Raw genomic sequence first — 22,835 nt, 5'->3', positions numbered from 1 at the left:
TCGTTAGATCAGTGCACCAACTCGCTGTCATCAGCATTGTTCGGAAATCAGCGCTGGTTTTGTCCCCGCAATGCCACAGCCGGAATGGTCAATATCGCTGCCGATGTGAAGCTTCTCGAACATGTTCGTACGTGTTGCACGGACGCGCGCACCATTTGCGTCGCCGGCAAATGTCCGTTCGTTGCCCGCCAGCGGTAGAATGCCGGGAAGACGGCCTACATCTCCGGTGCCCTCAGGCACTTCGCGGCCGAAACAACCTTTGATCATCCGTGTGAAGTAATTCACGTCAGGAACGTCGCTGCGGATCTATAAGCGGTAAGGGCTTCGGCGTCGGTCCGACGTGAGCGCGAAGCCCAGGATTGGAGTCCTCCATGAGTATCGGCTCGTCCTCGCAAACCACGGACTTCGCTCTCGACGTGCTGGGGCGGTACGTCTGCAACACGTTCGACGAAGCACTCGCCAATTCCGATCCGGCCTATCGCGCCAACGCCCGGGACATCAACGGTAATGCCTTGCCGGGCCGCGGTGACATGCGGCCGTTCGATTTCGTTGTGATCGGCGGAGGCACGTTCGGCTCTGCCGTCGCCGAGCATCTGTGGTTCCGGAGCACCGGTCGATCCGAACGCATCCTTGTCCTCGAAGCTGGACCGGTTCTGCTTGCCGAGCACATGCAGAACCTCCCGTCGATCAATCTCGGTCGGGAGGTTTGGGGACTGTCGTGGAACGCCGCTCCCGTGCTCGGCTATGCGGCGTCCGGACTGGCCTATTGCGTCGGCGGTCGCTCGATCTGGTGGGGCGGGTGGTCTCCGCGGCTGCTCGATACGGAGACCCGCACCGATTGGCCGCAGGCGGTGCTCGACGATCTCAACGCGAAAAAGCTGTCGAACGGCGACAACGGCTACTTCCGCCAATCCGGACAGCAGATCGGCGTCACGGCGACGAACGACTACATCTTCGGCGAGCTGCACCATGGGATGCGCGAGCAGCTCTACAGCGCGATCACCGCCAATCGGATTTCCGGCGCGGTCGACCTCGCCACTCTGCCGGAGGCCCCTCCGGTAGAAATCCTCGACGCGCCGACCACGGTCGATGATCTCGCCGGCCTTCTGGGACTGGCGCCCCCCAATCCGCCCCCCGATCCGGCCCAGAGCCAGCAACTCGAGGCCGAGATGCGCAACAAGCTCAAGCTCGAGGCGCCGCTCGCCGTCCAGGCCCGGCCCGAACACGCGGGCTTCTTTCCTCTGAACAAATTCAGTGCGGTGCCGCTGCTGATCAAGGCGGCGCGGGGCGCCTTCAGCGAAGCGCCCGGTGACGACGTGCGCAAGCGCTTGATGGTCGTGCCGCGTTGCCACGTGTCGCGACTGACACTCGCCAACGATCCGGATGGGACGCGCGTCGACGGCGTAGTCACCGAGCGCGGACGCATTCCGCTCTCGCCCGATGCGAAGGTGATCGTGGCCCTCGGCACCATCGAGAGCACGCGCCTTGCCCTCTCATCCTTCGGAGCCGACGGTCGGATCGGCACCAATCTCATGGCTCACTTACGATCCAACGTCACGTTGCGTGTGCCACGCGAGGCATTCAGTGCCATTTCCCCAAGCGTGAAAGCGCTGCAGACATCTGCGCTGCTGCTCAAGGGTCGGCATCCGTTCCTAGGAGCGGACAACAACCCAGACGGCACTTTCGGTCACTTCCATTTCCAGATCACCGCGTCGGGCCTTGGCAATGCGGGATCCAATTCGGAGGCGGAGCTGTTTCAGAAGGTCCCCGATATCGACACGGTCCAGCAGCACCTGAACGCCACCGATTCGCATGTCATCGTGACGATCCGAGGCATCGGCGAGATGCAGCCGAACAACTCCGCAAGCAACGTCACGCTCGATCTCGACCCCAGTCAGGTCGACTTCGGCGAGCGCAAGGCCTTCGTGAACCTGCAGCCGAACCCGAAGGACATGCAGCTCTGGGAGGCCATGGACAAGGCCTCCGACGAGCTCGCGGTTGTCTTTGCCAACGGCCACAAGATAGACTTCCTGCATCCCGTCACGGGTGCGGACGTGCAGCTCGGCGCGGATGCGACGAGCGTTGCGGCGGCCATTCCTCACGTTGGGCGCGATCAGCACCCGAACGGCCGGCGCGATCCGCTCGGCTCGACGCACCACGAAGCGGGCACGTTGCGCATGGGGGACGACCCGACCACCTCCGTGACCGACGCAAATTGCCGCTTCCACTCAATCAAGAACGCCTATGTGGTCGGCCCGGCGCTGTTTCCGACGATCGGTTCACCGAATCCGATGCTGACCGGCATCGCTCTCGCGCGACGCCTTGGCGATCACTTGCTGCCGCCGCCACCGGCCGCCGTCGCCGAAGCCGGTTTCCGTTATCTGTTCGACGGCTCGGAGAAGGCCGCTGATCTATTCGCCAAATGGAATCGGGTGGGAGGCGGCAACTTCGCCCTTGTCCGGCGCGCCCTGGTCGCACAGCCCGACTCGAACGGCATCGGGTTACTTTATTATGCGGCCGAGCAGTTCGACGATTTCACCCTGCGGCTGGACTTCTGCCTCCCGCACCCCCGGGGCAACAGCAACGACAATTCCGGGGTTTTCCTGCGCTTCCGCAATCCGAAATTGCCCGAGTTGCCGGGCACACCCGGGCCCGACGTACCCGGCAATCTCGCGACCGTGGCGGTCGACACGGGTTACGAGGTTCAGATTGACGAGGAAGCGCGGGGCGACACGCGGAAAGGCGAACTCGACGGCTTCCTCTTCAACCGCACGGGAGCGATTTACAAGGTCAAGACGATCGGCACCTCGCCAGGGCAGCAAAACTATATGAACGGGCAGAGGCTTGGGGCCGGTACCTGGCACAGCTTCGACATCACCGTGACCGGTCGCACGTATGAGGTGTTGCTCAACGGTCAGCCGTCGACGAAGTTCACGGCTGACCCTGCCGACCCCAACGAGCGCTTTCGCGGACGCATGAGGAGCGAGGATCCGGATTCGGGCTTCATCGGCCTGCAGGTACATACCGGCAGCGTAGCCTTCGCAAATGTCCGCATCCGTTCCAACGTTCCCCTCACGGTTTGAGCCACCATTCTGGCGCCTGGGGAGCAAGAAGGATGAACGAAGAGGTCCAGGCTTCCCGGTTGCTGCCAATGCTGATAGAGGCGGCTGCGCGGGTCCTAAGGCTACCGAGGATGCAGGTCGTCGAGCACATAAGCATGCGCGTGATCCGGTGACTGCCCGCGCAAATGCGGGTGATCGGGCGGTAGTTCGGGATGTTGGTGAGAGACTAGGTCTGCCTCGACGACCGGCCAAAAACAGAATGCCAGCACGACCCCGGTCAATGTCACGGCTGCGAGCACCAAAGCGGTCGGCGCGATTCCGGCGGACGAGCCAAGCCATCCAGCAAGGGGATAGGTCAGCAGCCAGCACAGGTGCGACAGCGCAAACTGAGCGGCGAACACGGCCGGCCGGTCCGCAGCGCCGGCCGACCGGCGCAGCAGGCGCCCGGACGGTGTCATGACGGCCGAGTATCCGATCCCCAATAGTGCCCACGTCGGCAGAAGCGCGTACCCGACGCCTCCGTTGCCTCCGGATATCGTGATGATCGATCCGAAGACGACCAGCACTGCAGCCAGCATTCCCGCCGACGAGAGCATGATCCTTCGGTCGGGTAGCCGATCGAGCAGGCGAGGCAGCAGCAGTGCTGCCGCCATCGAGCCGCCGCCGAAGCAGGCGAGTGCGACCGCGACGTCGCCGTCAGTTCCGCCCAGCGCGCCCTTCACCAGGACCACCGTATTGACGAACACCATCGATCCCGCTGCGGCCACGGTGAGGTTGAGCGCCAGTAAGCCACGCAAGCGGGGCGTCGCCAGATAGATGCGCAGGCCGCGGGTCGTGTCGTCGTAGAAGCCGCGATGCGGACGGGCCGCGGACGGCTGCGGAATCGTGACCGAGACCACCAGCGCCGCCGAGCTGAAGAAGCCTACTACGGTTCCGAAGAAGAGCCAGTTGAAGGTGACCAGGGTCAGCAACGCGGCAGCCAGCGTCGGGCTCAGAAGACTTTCCATGTCATAGGCCAGGCGGGACAGAGACAGCGCCCGCGTGTAGTCGCGCTCCTCCGGAAGCACGTCCGGGATGGTCGCCTGAAATGTCGGAGTGAAGGCGGCAGAGGCGGACTGCAGCAGGAAAATGAGGACGTAGACCTCCCAGACCTGGTCGATGAAGGGCAGCGCAATGGCAACCGCGGCACGGGTCAGGTCCATCGCCACCAGGAAAGTTCGCCGCGGCAAGCGGCCTGCGAGACCGCCTACGATCGGCGCGACGAGCACGTAGGCGACCATCTTGATGGCGAGTGCCGTCCCCAGCACCGCCCCCGCGTTCGCGCCGGCGATGCGGAACGCCAGCAATCCCAGTGCTACGGTCATCAGTCCCGTCCCGATCAACGCGATGACCTGAGCGGCGAACAGATGACGGTAGGTGCGGTTGGCAAGGACTGACAGCATGAGCCGCTACTCCGCCGCTCGATCGTGGACGAGGGGCGCGACCGAGCCGCTGCGCCTGTACGCCGCGGCGGGAACGGCGAAACGGGCGTACAAGGCGGGCAAAACGACAAGCGTGAGCAGGGTCGCGGTCAGGAGCCCGCCGATTACGACGGTCGCCAGCGGCTTCTGCACCTCGGCACCCGTGCCGGTCGCCAAGGCCATCGGCACGAATCCGAGCGAGGCGACGAGCGCGGTCATCGCGACGGGTCGAAAGCGGGTCAGCGCCCCCTCGCGGATCGCCGTTCTGGGATCTACCCCCTCGAGGATCAGCCGCCGGATCTGCGTCAGCATGACCAGGCCATTCAGCACGGCCACGCCGGACAGCGCGATGAAGCCGACGGCTGCCGAGATCGAGAAGGGCATACCGCGAAGCCATAGCGCAGCGATTCCGCCGGTCAGCGCGAGTGGAACCGCACTGAAGACGAGCGCCGCGTCCCGTGCCGAGCCCAGCGCCCCCAACAGCAGCATGAAGATCAGTGCGAATACGCCAGGCACGACGAAGACGAGCCGCTGGCGCGCGACCGCGAAGTTCTCGAACTGGCCGCCCCAGGCTAGATAGCTGCCCGGCGGCAGCTTCACCTGTTCGGCGACCTTCGCCTGCGCCTCCGTCACCAACGAGCCGATGTCCCGGCCCCGGATCTCGGCCGTCGCCACCACCCGGCGCTTGCCGTTCTCGCGACTGATCTGGTTGTAGCCGACGGTCTGCTCGAATGAGGCGATGTCCCGGAGCGGGATGGACGCCGCCGGCGCGTTCGCGTTCGCATGCGGGAGCGGGACCGGCAACTCCTCGAGCGCCGGGATGCTATCCCGCAGTTCGTCCGGGAGCCGCACCACGATCTTGAAGCGACGGTCGCCCTCGAAGACGAGGCCGGCGTCGGTGCCTCCGATGGCGGTGGCGATCAAGTCCTGCACCGCGGCCAGGCTCAGGCCCCGCCGCGCAATCTCCCCCTTGTCGATATTGATGTCGAGGAACGGGAGACCGGTCGTCTCCTCCGTCTTCACGCTCTCGGCGCCGTCGATCTTCCGGATGACGTCGGCAATCTGGTCGGCGGTCTTCTGCATCCGCTCGAAGTCGTCGCCGAAGACCTTGACGGCGAGATCCTCGCGCACGCCGGCGATCAGCTCGTTGAACCGCATCTCGATCGGCTGCGAGAAGCCGATCTTGTTGCCGGGAAGCTTTGCGGTCACCCCCTCGATCTTCTTGATCAGATCTTCCTTCGTCATCGCAGGATCGGGCCATTCGTCCTGCGGCTTGACGATGATGTAGGTGTCGGATGCCGACGGCGGCATCGGGTCGGCGGCGAGATCGGGCGTGCCGGTGCGCGAGAAGACGAACGAGACCTCGTCGAGCGTGCTGATCTGACGCTCGATGAGAAGCTGCATCTTCTGCGACTGCGCGAGCGCGGTCGACGGCACGCGCTTCACCTCCATGACGATGTTCTTCTCGTCGAGGGTCGGGGTGAATTCCTGGCCCAGACGCGTGAACAGGAGCGCTGCGCCGATGAAGAGAAGGCCGGCCGCGGTGACGACGGGAAGGGGTCTCGCGATCGAGCCCGCGAGGAGCGGGGCGTACCAGCGCTTCAGGGTCCTGACGATGACGTTCTCGCGCTCGCTGACGCGCCCGCGTATCGCGATGGCGATGGCCGCAGGGACGAACGTCAGGGACACTACGACGGCGACGGCAAGGGCGATCATCACGGTGAGCGCCATGGGTTCGAAAGTCTTGCCCTCGACGCCGGAGAAGGCCAGCAGGGGGGTGTAGACCAGAATGATGATGATCTGGCCGAATACGGAGGGGCGGATCATCTCGACGGTGGACGCCGTCACGGTGTCCAGACGCTCCTGCAGTGACAGGGGGCGACCGAACTCGCGCTGGCGTTCCGCCAAGTGCCGGAGACTGTTCTCCGCGATGATGACGGCGCCATCGACGATGAGGCCGAAGTCGAGCGCACCGAGGCTCATGAGGTTCGCGCTGATCCGCCCCTGTAGCATCCCGCTCGCCGTGACGAGCATCGTGACCGGGATGACGAGGGCGGTGACGAGGGCGGCGCGGAAGTTTCCGAGCAGGACGAAGAGCACGGCGACCACCAAAAGGGCGCCTTCGGCGAGATTCTTCGCGACCGTCTGTATGGTGGCGTCGACCAGTTGGGTACGGTTGAGGACCGTGTGGGCGTAGATTCCCGGCGGTAGCGTTCTGCCGATCTCCTTGATCTTGGTGTCCGCCGCGGCCGCTACCGTCCTGCTGTTGCCGCCGATCAGCATTAGCGCGGTTCCAAGCACGACCTCGCGTCCGTCGACGCTCGCACTTCCGGTCCGGAGTTCCTTCCCGATCGCTACTTCGGCCACGTCTCTGATGCGGACCGGCACGCCGCCACGCGTCGCGACGACGATGCTCTCGATGTCTCCGAGGTTCTCGACGCGACCGGCGGCGCGTACCACGTACCCTTCGCCGTTCTGCTCGATGTAGTTCGCGCCGCGGCTCGCATTGTTGGCCTCGATCGCCTCGACCACCTGTTTCAACGACAACCCGTAGCCGACGAGCTTCGCCGGATCGGGCTGCACCTGGTATTGCTTGACGAAGCCGCCGATGGCGTCCGCGCCGGCGACGCCGGGCACTGTCTTCATCTGCGGACGCACGATCCAGTCCTGCACCGTCCGGAGGTAGACGGTGCGCTGGAAGTCGTCGGTGAGCCCGTCGCCTTCCGGAGTGAGGTAGCTCCCGTCGGTCTGCCAGCCGGGCTTCCCGTCGCGGATCGGTGCGGAGGCGCCGGGTTTTTCGTATTCCACCGCCCACCAATAGATCTCGCCGAGGCCCGTCGAGACCGGTCCCATCCGGATGTCGACGCCGGGGGGCAAATTGGACTTGGCTTCGTTGAGACGCTCGGATACGAGCTGCCGCGCGAAGTAGATGTTGGTACGGTCGCCGAAGACCGCGGTGATCTGCGCGAAGCCGTTGCGCGAGAAGGAGCGCGTCGATTCCAGACCGGGTATGCCGGCGAGCGCCGTCTCCAGCGTGACGGTGACCTGTTTCTCGATCTCGACCGGCGTCATGGCCGGCGCAACGGCGTTGACCTGGACCTGTACGTTCGTGACGTCGGGCACGGCGTCGATGGGAAGCTTCGTCAGCGACCAGACGCCGGATGCAGCCGCGGCTAGGGCGATCAGCACGACGAGCCATCTTCGGCGGACTGAGAACTCTACGATGCGTTCGATCATCGATCAGTCCTCGTCGCCGGGCTTTGATACCTCGGCCTTGAGCGGGAACGTGTTCGAGGCGGCGACGGTCTCGCCGGCAGCGAGGCCGGAGACGATCTCGACGACCGGTCCGTCCCGTCCGCCCAGGACGACGTTGCGCGCTTCGAAACCATCCTTGGTCCGGACGAAGACGGCCTTGCGGCCATCGACGGTCTGGACTGCGGCGAAGGGGACCGCGACCGCCGCATCATGCCTTTCGACGGCAATGTTCGCCGTGACGAAGGAGCCCGGGCGCCATCGGCCGTCGGCGTTGTCGAGCGAGACCACGACGCGAGCCGTGCGCGTGTCCTTGTCGAGCAGGGGGCTGACGAAAATGATCTTGCCCGAACCGGTCTCGGCGATTCCACGGACGGCCAAGGCGGCATCTTGGCCCTCCCTGACCAGGGGCAGGTCGGTCGACGAGACCGCCAGTTCCACCCAGACGCGGCTGAGGTCGACGATGACGAAGAGCTCGGTCTCCAGGCTGTCCCTTCCGACCGCGGTGCCGAGCTCCACCTTTCGCTCTACGATACGGCCGGAGATGGGGGCGCGGACGTTCTGGCTGCGCAGCGTCCCGTCCGGAGCCTCCGGCAGTCCGGAGATCTCCGCCTCGCTGACGCCGAGCGCCATCAGCTTCTGGCGAGCGATGCCGAACCGCATTTCGGTCTGAGCCGCTGCGTTGCGGGACTTGATGTATTGCTGCTCGGGAACCGCGCGGCCTTCCCATAGCGACTTGTCGCGCGCGGTGAGGTCCTGCTGCAGTTCGTTCGAGAGTTTGGCGGAGAGGTACTCGCTCTTGGCGTCGGCGACCTCGCGGCTCTCCAGAACGCCCAGAATTTCGTCTTTCGCGACGTCGTCGCCTATGTTCTTCCGCAGATCTGCGACCGTTCCGGAAACCTTGATGGCGACGTGCGCGACCCGGCCTGCGTCGGGAACGATCGTGCACGGCACGGTCAGCCGCTTGGCGATCGGGGCAGGTCCCGCCCGGCGGAGTTCGATGCCTGCGAGATTGATGCGATCGTCGTCCATGACGACGGCCGCCGGCTTCGCGGACTTCGACTGCGCGGTTGCCGGCACGATGGTGCCCGCCATCGCCGCGAGCGTCGCGACGAGGATCATGGATGCCGTCCGCATACTCGGAACCATGTTTACTTCCTACAGATAGCGCGAGATCGCCTTGAATTCGGCGAGGACGCTCTTGGTTGACTTGCCCGACCCGCCGTTGGCGGCAGCGTCGAGGCAGTTGTCGACATGATCGTGGATCAGGGTCTTCTTCGCCTCGGAGATCGCCTTCTCGACGGCGTGCAGTTGCTGCGCCAGGTCGAGACAGGGTCGGCCTTCGGCGAGCATCGCGATGACCTTCTGGAGATGCCCGTCGGCCCGCTTCAGTCGCTTGACGATCTCCGGATGGCTTTCGTGGACGTGGTCCTTGCTCATGATTTCAATATCCTATCCTCTGGGAGGGGATATCCGAGGCCAAGCTTTCGGGCAACGGGCCCGTGGGGCCGCTCTGCACGGCAAATCGACGCGGCCGCCGTTCAGATCATCAATTCGTGCAGGCCCGACCAGCCCGTTTAGAGGCCAGCCAAGCCGATCCAACCGGCGGAAACATTGTATGCGCGATGCGCAAAGCGGCTGAAGCCGCTCAAGTAGCGTTCGACGTGCCTCACGGGGAGCGCACGTGACGGAAGTGCCTGCCAAGGCAACGCTATTCGCTCACGGCGACCGGCCCGCGGCGCTCGGAGAGAGTGGGACTCCCTTCCACAATGCCGCGAGGGCGCCAAAACCGCGGGAAAATAAGGATTCCTGAAAAGTCCGGTCGCGATTTGTGACCACCGCTGTGTACCACCGGATCGGCCGGTTCGACCGTAAACCTCATGCGCTTTCGTGGCAGTTGGCGCGTCGTCGAAGCAGCGTGCGCTCGACCGTGCCGGACGGCTAGGGTCTCGTCAGATATATCGGTCGCAGGGCACTGTCTTAGGGAGAACGGCGAGGTCCTCGGACGCGATGCTCAGGCCGGCGCCGCCCTCGAACAGATGCTCCATAAGCTGGCACATGAAGTCCGCGACCTTGCTGCTGCCTAGCGTTGCCTCGATCTTCGCGTGGAGACTTCGCCTCGCGGTATCAGCTTGCCCGTATAGGCCGCATAGCTCGTCCTCGCCGTCGACCCGTTGAGCAGGTGCGCGAGCACCTGAAATTCACGCGACTCGAATCTACACGCTCGATCCGCGTACCGGAAAACGCGCCGACATCGGCGTGGTCCGCCCCACGGGCCGGGCCGCCTACGTGCGGACCTACGCCGACGGCGTCTGGAACGACAAGCTTTTGGCGATGGATCAGTGCCCGATCTGAAATTCAACTGACGGAGATGGATGGTGTGCAAGAGTCAATTGTTCGTCGAACGTAGGCCGCAGGGCGACTACGCCGTGCGGCGCGGCAGCTCCGAAAGGGTCAGTGCGGTGTTGCCCACTCAGCAGCGGACAATCGAACGCGCGAGAGAGCTCAATCCCGGCCATGAACCGCTGGTCGAGAGGGTGCGCCACACGACCGTCGGCAATCCCGACAAGTGGCGCAAACCTTAACGCGAAAGTCGCCGCGTCACAGAGCACGAGCCTCGCGTCGGCAGAAACGGGCGCTCAGGCCGCAAGCGGCCTTGAGGCCGTCTCGAGACCATCCGCCGACAGGCACCGCCGGAAGACAGGCCTGCGCCGACGACAGCACGGACTGCCATCGTAGGATGGCAAGCAAACGGCGCACGACCCGCCGACCATCCGTCGTCGACCTCCCTAGCGCTGTTCGTTCTCAGCGCCCCCGTCCGATCTTCGAAGTCGCCGATCCGGTTGCCAGCAGAGTGCCGTGTTCATCGCGCAGCTGGCCCTCCATGAAGCAGATCGAGCGACCGCGGCTGACGATCCGACCGGTGCCGAGGACGCGGCCGACCTTAGCCGGCAAGACGAAATTGACCTTGATTTCGAGCGTCGGGGCGAACTCACCCGGGCCGAGGGTCGTGGCCAGTGCGGGTGACAGCGTCTCGTCCAGCATGGCCGCCAACATGCCGCCGTGAATGAGGCCCGCCGGATTGAGAAATTCCGGCCGAGCCTGCATTTCGACCTTGATCACTTGCTGTTCGGCGTCGAAGTCGAGAAACTTCCAGCCGAGAAGCTTCGTGATAGGTGCCTCGGGAAGCTCTCCCGTTACAATTTTGGCGAAGAATCCCTCGTTCTGTATCAAATTGCTCGGCTCTTCATTTTGTAGACCTCGAGAGGCCGAACTTCGCGATCATGTCGTCGTTCACTTTCATCACAGCCTCGCTCGGCCCGATCCATGCGAGCGCGGATGGTGGCGTTCCCTTGAGCATCGGAATCATCAATTCAATTGCTCCCCGCCGATACAGAGGGACGATGTCCACGCCGATCGTAGCAACACCGCCCATCTGATTAAAGCCGCCGGGCGTGTCCATCACGATAGGAAGGCCATGCGCGCTTGCCGCTTCCGCGATTTCCTTCCTCATCGCATACGTGTCGGCTCCGAGCAGACCGATGGCGATTTCCGCGTCGGCGGCCTCAGCGTTCAAAATAGTCTTTTCAAGATCGGCCGGCCCGACAGCCGGCATGGGTACGACCTCGATCTTCTGCGCGGCAGCGACATCCTGCCAATCAGTCAAAAGACGTTTGTGCGTGGCATTCGCGGGATTGAACAACACGCCGAGCTTCTTTAGGCTTGGTTTCAATTGCTGGAGCATCCGCAATTGCTGGGATATGCCGTCCGGTAAATAGCTATGCACCCCTATCAAATTTCCATTCCCGTGCTCGAGCGTTGTCGTCAGCCCCTCTTTGATGGGACTGTCCTGAACTGAGATGCACAGAACCGGCAACGTCGACGTCGCTTTCTGTGCCGCCGCACATCCAGGAGAGCTGGACACGACCAGGTAATCGATCTTCTCCGCCAAGACCTGCGCGATCAGTTCAGGCATAAGACTCATGTTGCCCTCGGCCGTCCGGAAGACGACAGTCAGCGTGCTACCGTCTTTGTAGCCCGCATCCGACAGGCCCTCGAAAAACGCTTGATTGGTCACCGCCATCTTCGGGTAGCCACCGGCACCGGCCACGAACCCGACGCGCGGCACGGTTTGCGTTTGGGCGAAGGCGCCCTGGAGCCAAAGAACGCCCGCGACGGTACCCACCACCGAGAAAAGTCTCATCATACGATTCATCCGATGAATTACTTGTCCGCGGAACGGTTCGCTCCGATCAGCACGAAGATCAGCGTGGCGGGCTTGGCTCCAGGATTGCGCCAGGCATGCCGAGTGCCGTTTTGAACGACGACGTCGCCCGGCTTGAGCGCGACCGTCTTCCCGTCGTCGAGTTCGAGAGAAATCTCCCCTTCGATCAGGATGCCATAGTCAACGCTGTCGGTCGTGTGCATCCCCGGGCTATCCGGCTCGAACCGCTGCGCAAGTCCCGGTATGCGTGACATGTATTCAGCACCGGCAGCCGCGGGATCGAAGTCTGCCGACATCATCACGGAATCAGGCGGAAAGGTCACCTTCATCAACCGCGTCTCTCCGGCATCGGGCAGGACGCTCTCGTGTCCATCCGCGGCGTTACGACCATCCCACGGAACGGATGGAGCGGCCGCAGTGCCCCACACCACCGCGGTGTCGAACCCCGGCACCGACTTGAACGGCATTACGGGGATGGACTGTTCCAATCCGACCGAGGATTTCCCATCTTTATGAGAAGTGACAATCAAGCGAGCCATCTGATCTCTCCTTCCTATTCGTGGACGATCACGACGTTGGTGAAGCCGCCGGTCCTGCGATCGACCGCCTCGAGCGCCTTGGAAATGTCCCGCAGCGGATACCGTTCATGTTCGAAGACCGAGAGATCCAGCGTCCCGGCCGCAGCCATCTCGACCATGTCCTGACCTTCGGCGACGTCGAACCAGAGCGAGCCGATGACGCTGATCTGGAAGCACATCAGTCTGAACATCTCCAACGGTAGTGGCTCGGCCATGCCGCCGATGTCCACCATCCGGCCGCCGCGTCTCAGCGCGTTGATGCCCGCCAGCGACGTTGAGCTCGGAGCGCCCGGCCCAACAGCATCGATGAAGATGTCTGCTCCCAGGCCGTCGGTGTGCTCGCGTACCCATTCGTCCACCTGCCGTTCGCCGGCCGACAGCACGTGAATCCGAGAGGGAGCGATCGTGCGCAAGCGTTCGAGCAGCTTCTTGTCCCGCGCGACGCCGAAGATCTTGGTGACGCCCATCCCCAACGCGAGGATGACCGCCCCCAGTCCGAGAGTACCGGTCGCGCCGCTGACGATGACGCTCGTTCCAGCGCGAGCGCCCGCTTTGCGCAGCGCGGAGTACGCCGTTCCCAAGTAGCCGAGGCGGGCCGCGGCCTCATATGACACCGACGAGGGAAGCTTCACCAGCGACGAGGCTGGCGCCGTCATGTACTCAGCGAAGCCGGCGTAAGGGTAGTCGACGAACACCTGGCTCGAGCGCGGACCGAAACCGAAATAGCCGAGGAACGTGTAGGCGTCGCAGTTGATGGGTTGACCGCAGCGGCAGGCGTGGCATGACCCGCAGGACGTGCCGGGATTCACGTAGACCCGGTCCCCGACCTTGATGGACTTGACCTGGCTGCCGACCTCGACGACCTCGCCGGAGGCATCCAGACCGTAGATCGCCGGCAACGGCGGAAGCGGAAGGAACGGAAACCATTCCGCGTAGTGCGCCATCACGTTCTTCATGTTCGGGATGATGCCGCACGCTTTTACCTTAACCAGAACGTCGTTGGGGCGCGGTTTGGGGACTGCGATTTCGTCGATCGAAAAAGTAGTGCCGACTTGGTGTAGCCGAGCCGCTTTCATTGTGGCCATGGAGTTCCCTTCCTTGATCGTGTGACGGTTGCTGGAACGCAATACGGCGCCGTGCTCCGACCGGAAGGGTCGTCGCTTGGGTCGTCGGTTCGTTTCGCGAAGCTCGGGCGTGCTGTCGGCCGTGCCGATAGCCGCGCTCGTCAACCAGTTTCAGTTCTGCTGAAGATCATCGTTTCCTCCATACGCTCTGTGGCGTCTTTTGTTGTTTCTCTAACTATCGAGCGACGTGGCCGAGGCCACAACGCATTCCCGCAAACTGTTCGCGCCGCGAACATACCGCGGAGCCTTGGCTAGTAGGTCGCCCGCCCGCCCGAGAGGTCGAATACGGCGCCGGTGCTGAACGAGCACTCGTCGCTGGCGAGCCAGCAGACGAGCGAGGTCGCCTCTTCGATCGTGCCGAATCTCCCGAGCGGAATTTTCGACAGCATGAAGTCGATGTGCTGCGCCGTCATTTGATCGAACAGAGGCGTCTTGATCGCCGCCGGCGTGATGCAGTTGACACGTATGCCCGTCGCCGCCGTTTCCTTGCCGAGCGATTTGGTCAGCGAGATCACGGCCGCCTTCGATGCGCTGTAAGCCGACGCATTCGGGTTGCCTTCCTTTCCCGCCACGGAGGCGACGTTGACGATGCGTCCGTAGCCACCCTCCTCCATCGCGCGGACCGCGGCGCGGTTGCAGTAGAAGGCACCGTTGACGTTGACGTCGAAGACCTTCCGCCAATCGCCGCCCAAATAATCCTTCACAGGTCCGTTCGGTCCGGTGATGCCGGCGCTTGCGACCAGAATGTCGAGCCGTCCGCCCAGCGCCTCGAGGCTCCGCCCCATGGCCGCCTCGACGGCGTCTTCTGCCGCGATGTCGACTGCCTGTGTATTCGCAGCCCCGGTCTCGCCCGCAGCGGTGGTGAGGGCGGAGGCGTTCAAGTCCCACATGGAGACGCGGGCACCTTCGGCCACCAGGCGACGGGCGACATCGCGGCCGATGCCGGAGGCCGCGCCGGTCACGACTGCCGTCCGTCCTTCGAACCTTCCGCTGTAGACGGTCATGTCCGCTGCCCTGCGGCAGGCGACCATTCGCGGGTTTGCTGGCGCTGCGTTCCGAGGCCCTCGATGCCGAGCGTCATGACGTCACCCGGTTTGAGGTAGATCGCGGCGGGCTTCTTGCCCATGCCGACGCCAGGCGGCGTCCCGGTTGCGATGATGTCGCCGGGCATCAGCGTCATGAAGCGGCTGACGTAGCTGACGATCTCCGCACAATCGAAGATCATCGTCCGCGTGTTGCCCTGCTGCATGCGCTGCCCGTTGACGTCGAGCCAGACGTCGAGCGCCTGCGGGTCGGGGACTTCGTCCGTCGTCACCAGCCACGGTCCGACCGGACCGAAGCTGTCGCAGCCCTTGCCCTTGTCCCACGTGCCGCCGCGTTCCATCTGGTACTCGCGCTCGCTGACGTCGTTCACGACGCAGTAACCGGCGACATGAGCGAGGGCTGCGGAGCGCTCCACGTAGGATACCCGCGTGCCGATCACGATCCCGAGCTCGACTTCCCAATCCGACTTCTTCGAGTCCTTCGGCAGGACGACGGCGTCGTTGGGCCCGGTGAGCGAAGTGATCGCCTTCATGAACACGATCGGCTCGGACGGCAGCGGAAGGTTAGCCTCCGCGGCATGATCGGCGTAATTGAGCCCGATCGCGATGAACTTACCGACACCGGTGACCGGGACGCCGAGCCGAGGCTCGCCCGTGACGAGCGGCAACTCCGATGGAGCGATGGCCGCGATCTTCTGCAGCGTCGAACGAGACAGGTTGGCGGGCGTGATGTCCGCGACGACATCCGACAGGTCGCGCAGCCTTCCCTGATCGTCGACGAGTCCCGGCTTTTCGGCGCCGGGATTGCCAAAGCGGACGAGCTTCATCTGGTGTTCCTTTGGTGTTTAGCGTCAGGCGAACCGCGCCGAAACGGTCCCGAGCCCGGCGATGTTGGCCTCGAACGCGTCGCCCGGGTTAACCGGCACCATCGGCCCCAGCGCTCCGGATAGAACGACATCGCCGGCGCGCAGCGGCCGCTTGCGGCGGGCGAGTTCGCCGGCGAGCCAGGCCATCGCGTTGAGCGGATTGCCGAGACAGGCCGCGCCGGTCCCCTTCGAGACGACTTCGTCTTTCCTCGTCATCTGCATCTGGAGGGCGCGGAGGTCCAAGCCATCCAGTCGTCGAACCGGCCCGCCCAGAACGAAGAGGCCGGACGAAGCGTTGTCGGCCACCGTATCGACGATACCGATGTCCCATTTGGTGATGCGGCTGCCGACGATCTCGAGCGCAGGCATCGCGTAGGCCACAGCCCGGAGCACGTCGGCCACGGTCGGCGTTTCGACCTCGACGTCGCGGTCGAGAAGGAAGGCTACTTCCGCCTCGATCTTCGGCTGCAAGACACGCTCCGCAGCGACAGGCTCGTCCTCGCCCACGATCATGTCGGCGAAAAGGACGCCGAAGTCCGGACGATCGACGCCGAGTTGCTTCTGGACCGCGCGCGAGGTCAGCCCGATCTTGCTTCCGACTACGCGCCGGCCTTCTTTCTCCCAGTGCGCGGTGTTCTCCCGCTGAATGGCGTAGGCCGCATCGACATCGAACTCAGCGAGTTGCGTCCGGATGGGCGCGATCGGGGTACCGGCGTAAGCTGCGCGGATCTGGGCGGCGAGCTCGCCGTGCTTGGTTTGCTGGTTCATCTGAACGATCCTTATTTGCCGGTCCGGAGGAATTCGATGTGGAGGCGGTTGAACTGCTCCGCGTCCTCGAACTGAGGCCAGTGGCCGCAGCGGTTCATGACGACGAACTTCGACCCCGGAATCATGTCCGCGATCTGCTTCCCTTCCTCGGGCGTGGCTGTCGGATCATGCGATGTCCACACGACCATGGTCGGCGCCTTGATCGACTGGTATTGGTCGGCGGTGATCATGTTGGGCCGACGGATCTCCATCTCTTGCAAGCACATGATCCGCTTCATCGTGTCGGCGAATCCCGGCTGCGCGTAGATCGCCCGGCGGGTCTCGATCAGGTCGTCGGAGACCATGCTCTTGTCGCACATCAGGAATTCGAGGCGCGTCTTGATCCGCTCCCATGAGGGATCGGAAGCGGCCTCGTTCGACAGCTTCTTCAGTCGTTCCATCACCTGCGGGTGCGCGGTCCAACCGCCGGCGGTGTTGAGGACCAGCTTCTCCACGACGGCGGGACGATGTACGGCGAGATAGGTCGCGACCCAGCCGCCCAGCGATTCCCCGCTGATCATCGCCTTGTCTCTGCCGAGCGTCTTCAGGACGGCGAGGACATGGTTTGCGTAGTCCTTGACCTGGTAGTCGATGGCCGGCTTGTCGGTCCATCCGTGGCCCAGCATGTCGATGGCCACGAACCAGAATTGATCGGCGTGCGGACCGAAGTTTCTAGAGTAAGCCTCGGCATGGCCGCCGACGCCGTGCAGCGCCAGGACGAGCGGCTTGGACGGGTCGCCCGACTCGATGCAGCGGGTCCGGATTCCGCCGGCGTCGATGTAGTGCTGCTTGAAGGAAACGCCCCGCAGGTCGGCCCAGACGCTGGAAAAGTTCTCGGGTCTTGTGTCGCTCATGATTCGATCTCGTTGGCTTGAGTGTCAGGCGAAGAGCGGCGCGCCGCTCGGCTTCGACGGTTGCTGTGGCTTCACGCGCGGTATCGCCGAGAGGTCAGGGAGATCGAGAACCGCACGTAGGGCTGCGCTCAGCCGGTCGAAGGCCTTGCCCACGTCCGAGGTCCCCTCCATGTCGCGCCAGGCGACCACACCATCGGGACGGACGAGAAGAACGCCGGCTTCCTCGATTTCGCGAATGCGCTGCCACTCGCAATAGAGGTCCTGCGCTTCGGGAGAACCCGTCACGACGACCTGGAGAAACGGCAGGTCGAGGCGCAGCGCCGCCTCCTTCCACGCCGCGCCGGCGAGGCCCGTCACGACCGTGAAGAGGCCCTTGCCTGTCACGTCGAGCGTCGACACCCGCATGCCGTCGCGATCGACGAGCCACGCGTGCGGGATCTTGGCACCCGGGCGCGACGTCGGCTGATTGTAGAGGCCGCGATCTCGCCGCCACTGCTCGTGCTCGCCACCGACGTCTGGAATCACGGCCGAGGATTCGTACCGCTGGTTCATCTCGGTACCCTGGGCATTGAATTCCGTCTGCTTGAGATCAAGCGCGGCCTGCGCCGCCTTCCGGGCCGCGACGCCATCCGGACCCGGATCGCGGAAACGTGCGATGCCGGCGGCGACCGGATTCTCGGCGCCCGGCACGCGGAAGCATGCGTTCAGCGGGGCATAGTCAAGCCGGGACTGGTTCGCGCGCAGCACGATCTGTTTTCCGACCGGCGCCCGTTCCTGCGAATAGCTTTCCAGAAGCTTTGGGCCGGCCCAACCCTTCACGGCGTAGGCAAGCTTCCAACCGAGGTTGTGACCGTCCTGCACGCAGGTGTTGTTGCCTAGCCCGCTCGACGGCGGATGCCGATGGACGGCGTCGCCGCCGCAGAGTACCCGGCCTTTCGAATACTGGGTCACGTAGGCCTGGTTCACGTACCAGATCGACGTGCGTACGATGTCGATGTCGACCGAAGGATCGCCGATCAATATCTTGATCTTCGGGATGATCGCTTCCGGCGACAGGTCGGGTTCGCCCTTGCTGATGTCGAAGCCCCAACCGGCGATCCACTGCGTCCATGGGTGCACGGCCCTCAACAGCCCCATGCCAATTTCCCCGAAGCTCGCGTCCGGCGTCACGATCCAGTTCAGGATGCTCGGCCTATGCTTGCTGTATTTGGTCAGGTCGCAGTTGAAGACGGTGTAGACGGTGCCTGCGCGCGCCATTTGGCCTTCGATTGGCAGGTCCAGATGGTCCACCACCATCGACCGCGCACCGTCGGCGCCGACCATGTACCGCGCACGGACGGTGAACTCTCGCCCGTCGAGCCGATCGCGCAGCGTGGCGGTCACGCCGTCGGCGTCCTGCTCATGACGGACGTACTCGGTATTGAACGCGAAGGTCGCGCCCTTCTCGGCCGCCTTCTGGAACAGAATGGGCTCGAGCAGCGGCTGGATGATGTCGACCATTCCGCAGGGGCTCGCACGCAGATAATCGCCGCGCCGATCGTCGCCGGTCCCCCACGTCCGCATCCGGATCAGCTCGGAGCCGGCCAGGCTGGTCGTGAAGGTCGTGTCGCCCATGAGCTCCCAAGGGCTCGCGTACCTGGCCACGTCGTCCGCGATCCCAAGATCGCGGAAGACCTCGTTGGCGCGCTGGTTCGTGATGTGGGCCCGCGGGCTGTCTGCCATCCAGTTGCCGCGCGACACGATGTGACTGCGAACGCCGCAATTGGCGAGCGCCAGAGCGGTCGTCGAGCCCGTTGGCCCGGCGCCGATGATGAGCACGTCTGTTTCGTATGCCATTTGCCTGCTCCGCGATGCTTCCGCATTCGCGCGGGATTTCGTGATTAGTGAGCGCCGTCGGCCTGTTTGGCCGCCATCATCGCCATGCCTGCGATCCAGCCCGGAATAGCTTCGTAGAATTCCTGCTCCATCTTGAAGTGGCCGCCGGTCGAAAATGCGCCGAAGGCAGCGACCCATGCGAGGACTTCGTTGGCACCGCGCCCTGCAACTTCGCGGACCTTGCCAGTGTCGAGCGCGTCTGCGCGCCAGATCTGACCGCTGCGCAGGATCTCCATGAACTCCGCGTCCCAATCCGGATTGAGCGGCTCGCACGGCCCCTTACCCGCTTCGGCGAGGACGCCCGCCTCGAGCACGCGCTTCTCGCGAGCTTCCTTGGCTTCCGCGCTCGGATTGCGCCCGTTGATCAGGCGCTCGCGGATCTCGGGCGGCGCGTCCTTGATCGACGGCAGCGGCGGATCGTGCGAGAGGCCGCCAGACGCGGCAAACAGCACCCGCTTGCCGGAACGCGCCGCGAACCGGCCTACCGATTCACCAAGTTGCCGAGCCCGGCGGTAGGTCGGAACAGGCGGCGCAGCGGCATTGACGAAGATCGGCAGGATCGGGATCGACTTGAAGTCCCCGAGCATTGCCTCCCACAACTGGACGAAGCCGTGATCGACCGGCATGCGATACGACACCGCCACGTCGAAGTCCTCGGCCCTCACGTGGTCGATGAGCTCGAGTGCCGTCTTTTCCGGAACATCCAGCGGCCCAGTCCCACCTCCCCAATCCCCTAAGGAGACGGCCCCCGCTCCGACGCAGAACGATGGCATCAGGTCGTAGAAGAAGCCGTTGAAATGATCGGGCGCGAACTGGATGATGTAGTCCGGCGCGAACTCTTTCACGAAGGTCCCGAGATGTCCGAACGCAGTTCGAACACGTTGCTCGGTCTCGTTGCTGGCGGGCCCCTTGTACATCAGGGGAGTATGGGAAGCGCAGACGATGGCCACTGACATGATCGGATTCCTTCGAACGCCGAGTTGAGTTTCGATCGATTACCGCCGGTTACTTCTTGACTAGGGGACACGGGCTCTCCGAAAGAGGCCGGTTCACGGACTCGCCGGGCAATGTCTGGATGACGTTGTAGAGATCCCAGGCACCCTTGTTCTCGCCGGGCTTCTTGACCTGGAGCAGGTACATGTCGTGGATCATCTTGCGATCGGCACGGATGTAGCCGTCAGCGGCGAAGAAGTCGTGCACCCGCTCCTTCTCCATTTGCTTCATCACGGTCGGAGCATCGTCGGTACCCGTCGCCTTCACCGCCTTCAGGTAGTGCGCGACCGAGGAGTAGACGCCCGCATGAAATCCGGTCGGCATGATCTTGGCCTTGGCGAAGAAGCGTTCGGCCCAAGCGCGCGTTTCGGGCGTCCGGTCCCAGTAGAACGGCGACACTTCGTAGGCGTCGTGCGCGATCTTTTGACCTACCGCGTAGACGTCCGTCAGCACGGACTGAAGCGGAACGATCTTGGCCGTTGAGCTCAGACCGAATTCGTCCGCCTGTTTCATCGCGGTGACCGTATCGCCGCTCGACGCCGCGATCGCGATCACGTTGGCGCCGGCATTAGACGCGGTGAGTAGGAACGACGCGAAGTCGGACGTGTTCGGCGGGAACACCGAGTTGCCGACCACCTGGCCGCGGTTTAGCTTGACTTGCTCAGACGTATCGCGCGTCAAGGCGTTGCCGTACGCCTGATCCACCGTGAGGAAGTACCACTTCGTTCCGCCGGCCTCGACCACGGACTTGGCGGCGCCTTTCGCGAGATTGTAGGTGTCGACCGTCCACTGGACCGTGAGCGGCGAGCAGGCCTTGCCGTTGAAGTCCGAGGAGGTCGAACCGGACAACAGCATGATTTTGCTCTTCTGCGCCGCCATGTTCTGCACGGCGAAGCCGATCGGGGATCCCTGCATGTCGGCGATCGCGTCCACGCCTTCGACGTCGAACCAGCGTGCGGCGATCTGCGATCCGACGTCGGGCTTGCCCTGATGGTCGGCCGAGATCACCTCGACGTTAAGGCCGGCGCCGAAGTCCTCGGCGGCCATTTCAGCGGCGATCACCGAGCCCTTGCCGTTCGCCATGGCCGTGGGGCCGGCGATGTCAGTCAGGACACCGACCTTGACCTTACCACCGCTCAGATTTGGGCTGCCGCCAGCGGTCTGCGCCGCAGCGGGCATTGCGAGGGCCAAACATACGGCCGCGGACAGATAAAACCTTGAATGAACCATCGTTTCCTCCCGCCACCGCCTGTCTCAGCGGGTTGGGCGATGGATTGCCGCCATTCGCACTATGATTCCATCAGACTCTGTGAAATGTTCGCACCGCGAACACGTCCGGAGGGACCATGCATCGCAACGTCAGGGCACTTTCGAGAGGTTTGGCTCTGATCAACGAGCTAAACGCAAGCGGGCCATCGAACGTCGTTCGGCTCGCGAAGAGGACCGGTCTCAACCGGACGACGTGCTATCGCCTGCTCGATACGCTGTGCGAAGACGGCTACGTGACCTTTGATGAAACGAACGCGATGTTCGGCCTGACGCCCCAGGTGCGCACCTTGAGCGAGGGCGTGTCTTCTCGCGACTTGTCGAGCCAGGCGGCCCTGCCCGCGATGTTCGGCCTCCTGGATAACGTCTCCTGGCCCAGCGACTTCGGTGTCTTCGAGCTCGGCTCGGTGCTTATCCGCGAGAGCACACATCCCTTCAGTCCTTTCTCCGTTCATCGCTCCATGGTCGGACGAAGAAGATCCTTGGTGCGCAGCGCGCTCGGGAAAGCCATCCTAGCCGCCTCCGCGCCGGCGCTGAGGCGTGAAATGCTGGACCTCACCGCATCGCTGGTCGAGGAAGACGCGGCGTTAGCGAAGGACCGCCACTTCATCGAAGATATTCTCTCTCAAACAAGGAAGGACGGTTACGCATCGTCAGTTGGTGGATCGGAGGCGGGCATTAGTGCAATCGCGCTGGCCATTCCGGGCGGGGGTCCCGTCCTCGGCAGTCTCAATCTGATATTCTTCTCGTCCTCGATGACCCCAGAGGCGGCAGCCAAAAAGTATCTCCCCAGCATGCGGGCGGCGGTCAAGGAAATCGAGCGGCGGTGGTCCGCGGCAAACAAGGCGCGAGGAAAAGTTGCCTGACCGACGGCGGTCGGCGGATTAACATGCGCAACCCGGGCTGGCGGCAGGTGTACCACTCGGCAATACTAGGGTGGTGAAAGCCACGGTTTCAGTGCAAGCGAGAGGACGGTTACGCTTGCGACGCCGAGAAGCCAGAGTGTCGCGAACCACAACAGACGGCGGATCTGGATCTAGTGGCTTCAATGATATCAATGGTGGAAGAAGAAGCGTATCGACCTGGCGCTTCTTCAGATAGCCGCCGCAGCGCCTCCATCCGGCCGCCCTTCCAGATAGCTGTACGTTAATGGTCAATTTTGGAAACAATAAGTTTCATTTGTTTCAATTTCGGCATCCAGGCGAACGCACTATGTGTGAGCCCTGAACTTCGGCGAAAGGAAAATGCTCATGCGAGGTCGACGAACGATAAAGCAAGATATGCCCTGGCTCGACCGTCTTCTTATGGTTCGGTGGATACGGAATCCAATCGCGAAATACGAACTACCTACTTCCCGTTGATTCAGCGGTCTCGTCCGAGCGCGATGTGCGAACCTATGGGCTCGACGTCGAAACCTTCCTTTCGGAGCT

At 63.6% G+C, this 22,835-nt stretch carries 19 protein-coding genes; 3 read left to right on the top strand and 16 right to left on the bottom strand.

What is annotated here, in order from left to right; translation table 11 throughout:
- Positions 1-30: 30 nt before the first annotated feature.
- Complete coding sequence (locus JQ591_RS08295) at positions 31-285, bottom strand: hypothetical protein (RefSeq protein ID WP_211395496.1); 255 nt, start codon at positions 283-285, stop codon at positions 31-33.
- Positions 286-530: 245 nt separating this feature from the next.
- Here JQ591_RS08295 and JQ591_RS08290 point away from each other — a divergent pair, with 245 nt between their 5' ends.
- Complete coding sequence (locus JQ591_RS08290; protein WP_249136582.1) at positions 531-3,083, top strand: family 16 glycoside hydrolase; 2,553 nt, start codon at positions 531-533, stop codon at positions 3,081-3,083.
- 101 nt (positions 3,084-3,184) lie between these two features.
- Here JQ591_RS08290 and JQ591_RS08285 read toward each other — a convergent pair whose 3' ends face one another.
- The 4 genes from JQ591_RS08285 to JQ591_RS08270 are packed head-to-tail and all read right to left on the bottom strand — an operon-like array spanning position 3,185 to position 9,214.
- Complete coding sequence (locus JQ591_RS08285; RefSeq protein WP_211395494.1) at positions 3,185-4,504, bottom strand: MFS transporter; 1,320 nt, start codon at positions 4,502-4,504, stop codon at positions 3,185-3,187.
- A 6-nt stretch (positions 4,505-4,510) separates the two neighbouring features.
- Positions 4,511-7,759, bottom strand: a complete 3,249-nt coding sequence (locus JQ591_RS08280) for an efflux RND transporter permease subunit (protein WP_211395493.1) — start codon at positions 7,757-7,759, stop codon at positions 4,511-4,513.
- A gap of 3 nt (positions 7,760-7,762) precedes the next feature.
- Positions 7,763-8,923: an efflux RND transporter periplasmic adaptor subunit gene (locus JQ591_RS08275; protein ID WP_211395492.1), complete on the bottom strand. Its 1,161-nt coding sequence runs from the start codon at positions 8,921-8,923 to the stop codon at positions 7,763-7,765.
- 9 nt (positions 8,924-8,932) lie between these two features.
- Complete coding sequence (locus JQ591_RS08270; RefSeq protein ID WP_211395491.1) at positions 8,933-9,214, bottom strand: metal-sensing transcriptional repressor; 282 nt, start codon at positions 9,212-9,214, stop codon at positions 8,933-8,935.
- Between the two features lie 935 nt (positions 9,215-10,149).
- On the opposite strand from JQ591_RS08270, the gene JQ591_RS08260 reads away from it, so the two are divergent.
- A complete protein-coding gene (locus tag JQ591_RS08260) occupies positions 10,150-10,359 on the top strand; it encodes a DUF2188 domain-containing protein (protein ID WP_211395490.1) in 210 nt (69 codons plus the stop codon).
- 220 nt (positions 10,360-10,579) lie between these two features.
- Here JQ591_RS08260 and JQ591_RS08255 read toward each other — a convergent pair whose 3' ends face one another.
- From JQ591_RS08255 to JQ591_RS08205, 11 genes are all read right to left on the bottom strand, one after another.
- Positions 10,580-11,008 (bottom strand): PaaI family thioesterase, encoded by a 429-nt coding sequence (locus JQ591_RS08255; protein WP_211395489.1) that lies wholly within the window; start codon positions 11,006-11,008, stop codon positions 10,580-10,582.
- A gap of 13 nt (positions 11,009-11,021) precedes the next feature.
- Positions 11,022-11,981, bottom strand: coding sequence for an ABC transporter substrate-binding protein (locus tag JQ591_RS08250; RefSeq protein ID WP_211395488.1), 960 nt, complete (start codon positions 11,979-11,981; stop codon positions 11,022-11,024).
- Between the two features lie 17 nt (positions 11,982-11,998).
- A complete protein-coding gene (locus JQ591_RS08245) occupies positions 11,999-12,538 on the bottom strand; it encodes a cupin domain-containing protein (RefSeq protein WP_211395487.1) in 540 nt (179 codons plus the stop codon).
- Positions 12,539-12,552: 14 nt separating this feature from the next.
- The gene (locus JQ591_RS08240) at positions 12,553-13,806 is read right to left on the bottom strand and encodes an alcohol dehydrogenase catalytic domain-containing protein (protein WP_249136580.1); all 1,254 of its coding nucleotides are present in this window, start codon (positions 13,804-13,806) and stop codon (positions 12,553-12,555) included.
- Positions 13,807-13,952: 146 nt separating this feature from the next.
- Positions 13,953-14,705, bottom strand: coding sequence for an SDR family NAD(P)-dependent oxidoreductase (locus JQ591_RS08235; RefSeq protein ID WP_211395486.1), 753 nt, complete (start codon positions 14,703-14,705; stop codon positions 13,953-13,955).
- Positions 14,702-15,571, bottom strand: a complete 870-nt coding sequence (locus tag JQ591_RS08230; protein ID WP_211395485.1) for a fumarylacetoacetate hydrolase family protein — start codon at positions 15,569-15,571, stop codon at positions 14,702-14,704. Before JQ591_RS08230 ends, JQ591_RS08235 begins: the two co-directional genes overlap by 4 nt.
- A gap of 24 nt (positions 15,572-15,595) precedes the next feature.
- The gene (mhpD, locus tag JQ591_RS08225; RefSeq protein ID WP_211395484.1) at positions 15,596-16,378 is read right to left on the bottom strand and encodes a 2-keto-4-pentenoate hydratase; all 783 of its coding nucleotides are present in this window, start codon (positions 16,376-16,378) and stop codon (positions 15,596-15,598) included.
- 11 nt (positions 16,379-16,389) lie between these two features.
- Positions 16,390-17,271, bottom strand: a complete 882-nt coding sequence (locus tag JQ591_RS08220) for an alpha/beta fold hydrolase (protein ID WP_211395483.1) — start codon at positions 17,269-17,271, stop codon at positions 16,390-16,392.
- Positions 17,272-17,295: 24 nt separating this feature from the next.
- The gene (locus tag JQ591_RS08215; RefSeq protein ID WP_211395482.1) at positions 17,296-19,107 is read right to left on the bottom strand and encodes an FAD-dependent monooxygenase; all 1,812 of its coding nucleotides are present in this window, start codon (positions 19,105-19,107) and stop codon (positions 17,296-17,298) included.
- A 44-nt stretch (positions 19,108-19,151) separates the two neighbouring features.
- The gene (locus JQ591_RS08210) at positions 19,152-20,102 is read right to left on the bottom strand and encodes a 3-carboxyethylcatechol 2,3-dioxygenase (RefSeq protein ID WP_211395481.1); all 951 of its coding nucleotides are present in this window, start codon (positions 20,100-20,102) and stop codon (positions 19,152-19,154) included.
- A 49-nt stretch (positions 20,103-20,151) separates the two neighbouring features.
- Complete coding sequence (locus JQ591_RS08205) at positions 20,152-21,318, bottom strand: ABC transporter substrate-binding protein (RefSeq protein ID WP_249136578.1); 1,167 nt, start codon at positions 21,316-21,318, stop codon at positions 20,152-20,154.
- Between the two features lie 167 nt (positions 21,319-21,485).
- Here JQ591_RS08205 and JQ591_RS08200 point away from each other — a divergent pair, with 167 nt between their 5' ends.
- Entirely contained in the window at positions 21,486-22,271 is a 786-nt protein-coding gene (locus JQ591_RS08200; RefSeq protein ID WP_211395479.1) for an IclR family transcriptional regulator domain-containing protein, read from the top strand.
- Positions 22,272-22,835 lie beyond the last annotated feature (564 nt).

Source organism: Bradyrhizobium canariense, from assembly GCF_018130465.1.
GTDB lineage: Bacteria > Pseudomonadota > Alphaproteobacteria > Rhizobiales > Xanthobacteraceae > Bradyrhizobium > Bradyrhizobium canariense_C.
Note: the sequence above shows the minus strand (reverse complement) of the source record. Positions and strands in the feature narration are given on the sequence as shown.

What these genes read in the sequence shown, in the direction of transcription:
- JQ591_RS08290 (WP_249136582.1), top strand. Translation starts at nt 531, where the DNA reads ATGCGGCCGTTCGATTTCGTTGTGATCGGCGGAGGCACGTTCGGCTCT.
- JQ591_RS08285 (WP_211395494.1), bottom strand. Translation starts at nt 4,504, where the DNA reads ATGCTGTCAGTCCTTGCCAACCGCACCTACCGTCATCTGTTCGCCGCT.
- JQ591_RS08280 (WP_211395493.1), bottom strand. Translation starts at nt 7,759, where the DNA reads ATGATCGAACGCATCGTAGAGTTCTCAGTCCGCCGAAGATGGCTCGTC.
- JQ591_RS08275 (WP_211395492.1), bottom strand. Translation starts at nt 8,923, where the DNA reads ATGGTTCCGAGTATGCGGACGGCATCCATGATCCTCGTCGCGACGCTC.
- JQ591_RS08270 (WP_211395491.1), bottom strand. Translation starts at nt 9,214, where the DNA reads ATGAGCAAGGACCACGTCCACGAAAGCCATCCGGAGATCGTCAAGCGA.
- JQ591_RS08260 (WP_211395490.1), top strand. Translation starts at nt 10,150, where the DNA reads ATGGTGTGCAAGAGTCAATTGTTCGTCGAACGTAGGCCGCAGGGCGAC.
- JQ591_RS08250 (WP_211395488.1), bottom strand. Translation starts at nt 11,981, where the DNA reads ATGATGAGACTTTTCTCGGTGGTGGGTACCGTCGCGGGCGTTCTTTGG.
- JQ591_RS08245 (WP_211395487.1), bottom strand. Translation starts at nt 12,538, where the DNA reads ATGGCTCGCTTGATTGTCACTTCTCATAAAGATGGGAAATCCTCGGTC.
- JQ591_RS08235 (WP_211395486.1), bottom strand. Translation starts at nt 14,705, where the DNA reads ATGACCGTCTACAGCGGAAGGTTCGAAGGACGGACGGCAGTCGTGACC.
- JQ591_RS08230 (WP_211395485.1), bottom strand. Translation starts at nt 15,571, where the DNA reads ATGAAGCTCGTCCGCTTTGGCAATCCCGGCGCCGAAAAGCCGGGACTC.
- mhpD (WP_211395484.1), bottom strand. Translation starts at nt 16,378, where the DNA reads ATGAACCAGCAAACCAAGCACGGCGAGCTCGCCGCCCAGATCCGCGCA.
- JQ591_RS08220 (WP_211395483.1), bottom strand. Translation starts at nt 17,271, where the DNA reads ATGAGCGACACAAGACCCGAGAACTTTTCCAGCGTCTGGGCCGACCTG.
- JQ591_RS08215 (WP_211395482.1), bottom strand. Translation starts at nt 19,107, where the DNA reads ATGGCATACGAAACAGACGTGCTCATCATCGGCGCCGGGCCAACGGGC.
- JQ591_RS08210 (WP_211395481.1), bottom strand. Translation starts at nt 20,102, where the DNA reads ATGTCAGTGGCCATCGTCTGCGCTTCCCATACTCCCCTGATGTACAAG.
- JQ591_RS08205 (WP_249136578.1), bottom strand. Translation starts at nt 21,318, where the DNA reads ATGCCCGCTGCGGCGCAGACCGCTGGCGGCAGCCCAAATCTGAGCGGT.
- JQ591_RS08200 (WP_211395479.1), top strand. Translation starts at nt 21,486, where the DNA reads ATGCATCGCAACGTCAGGGCACTTTCGAGAGGTTTGGCTCTGATCAAC.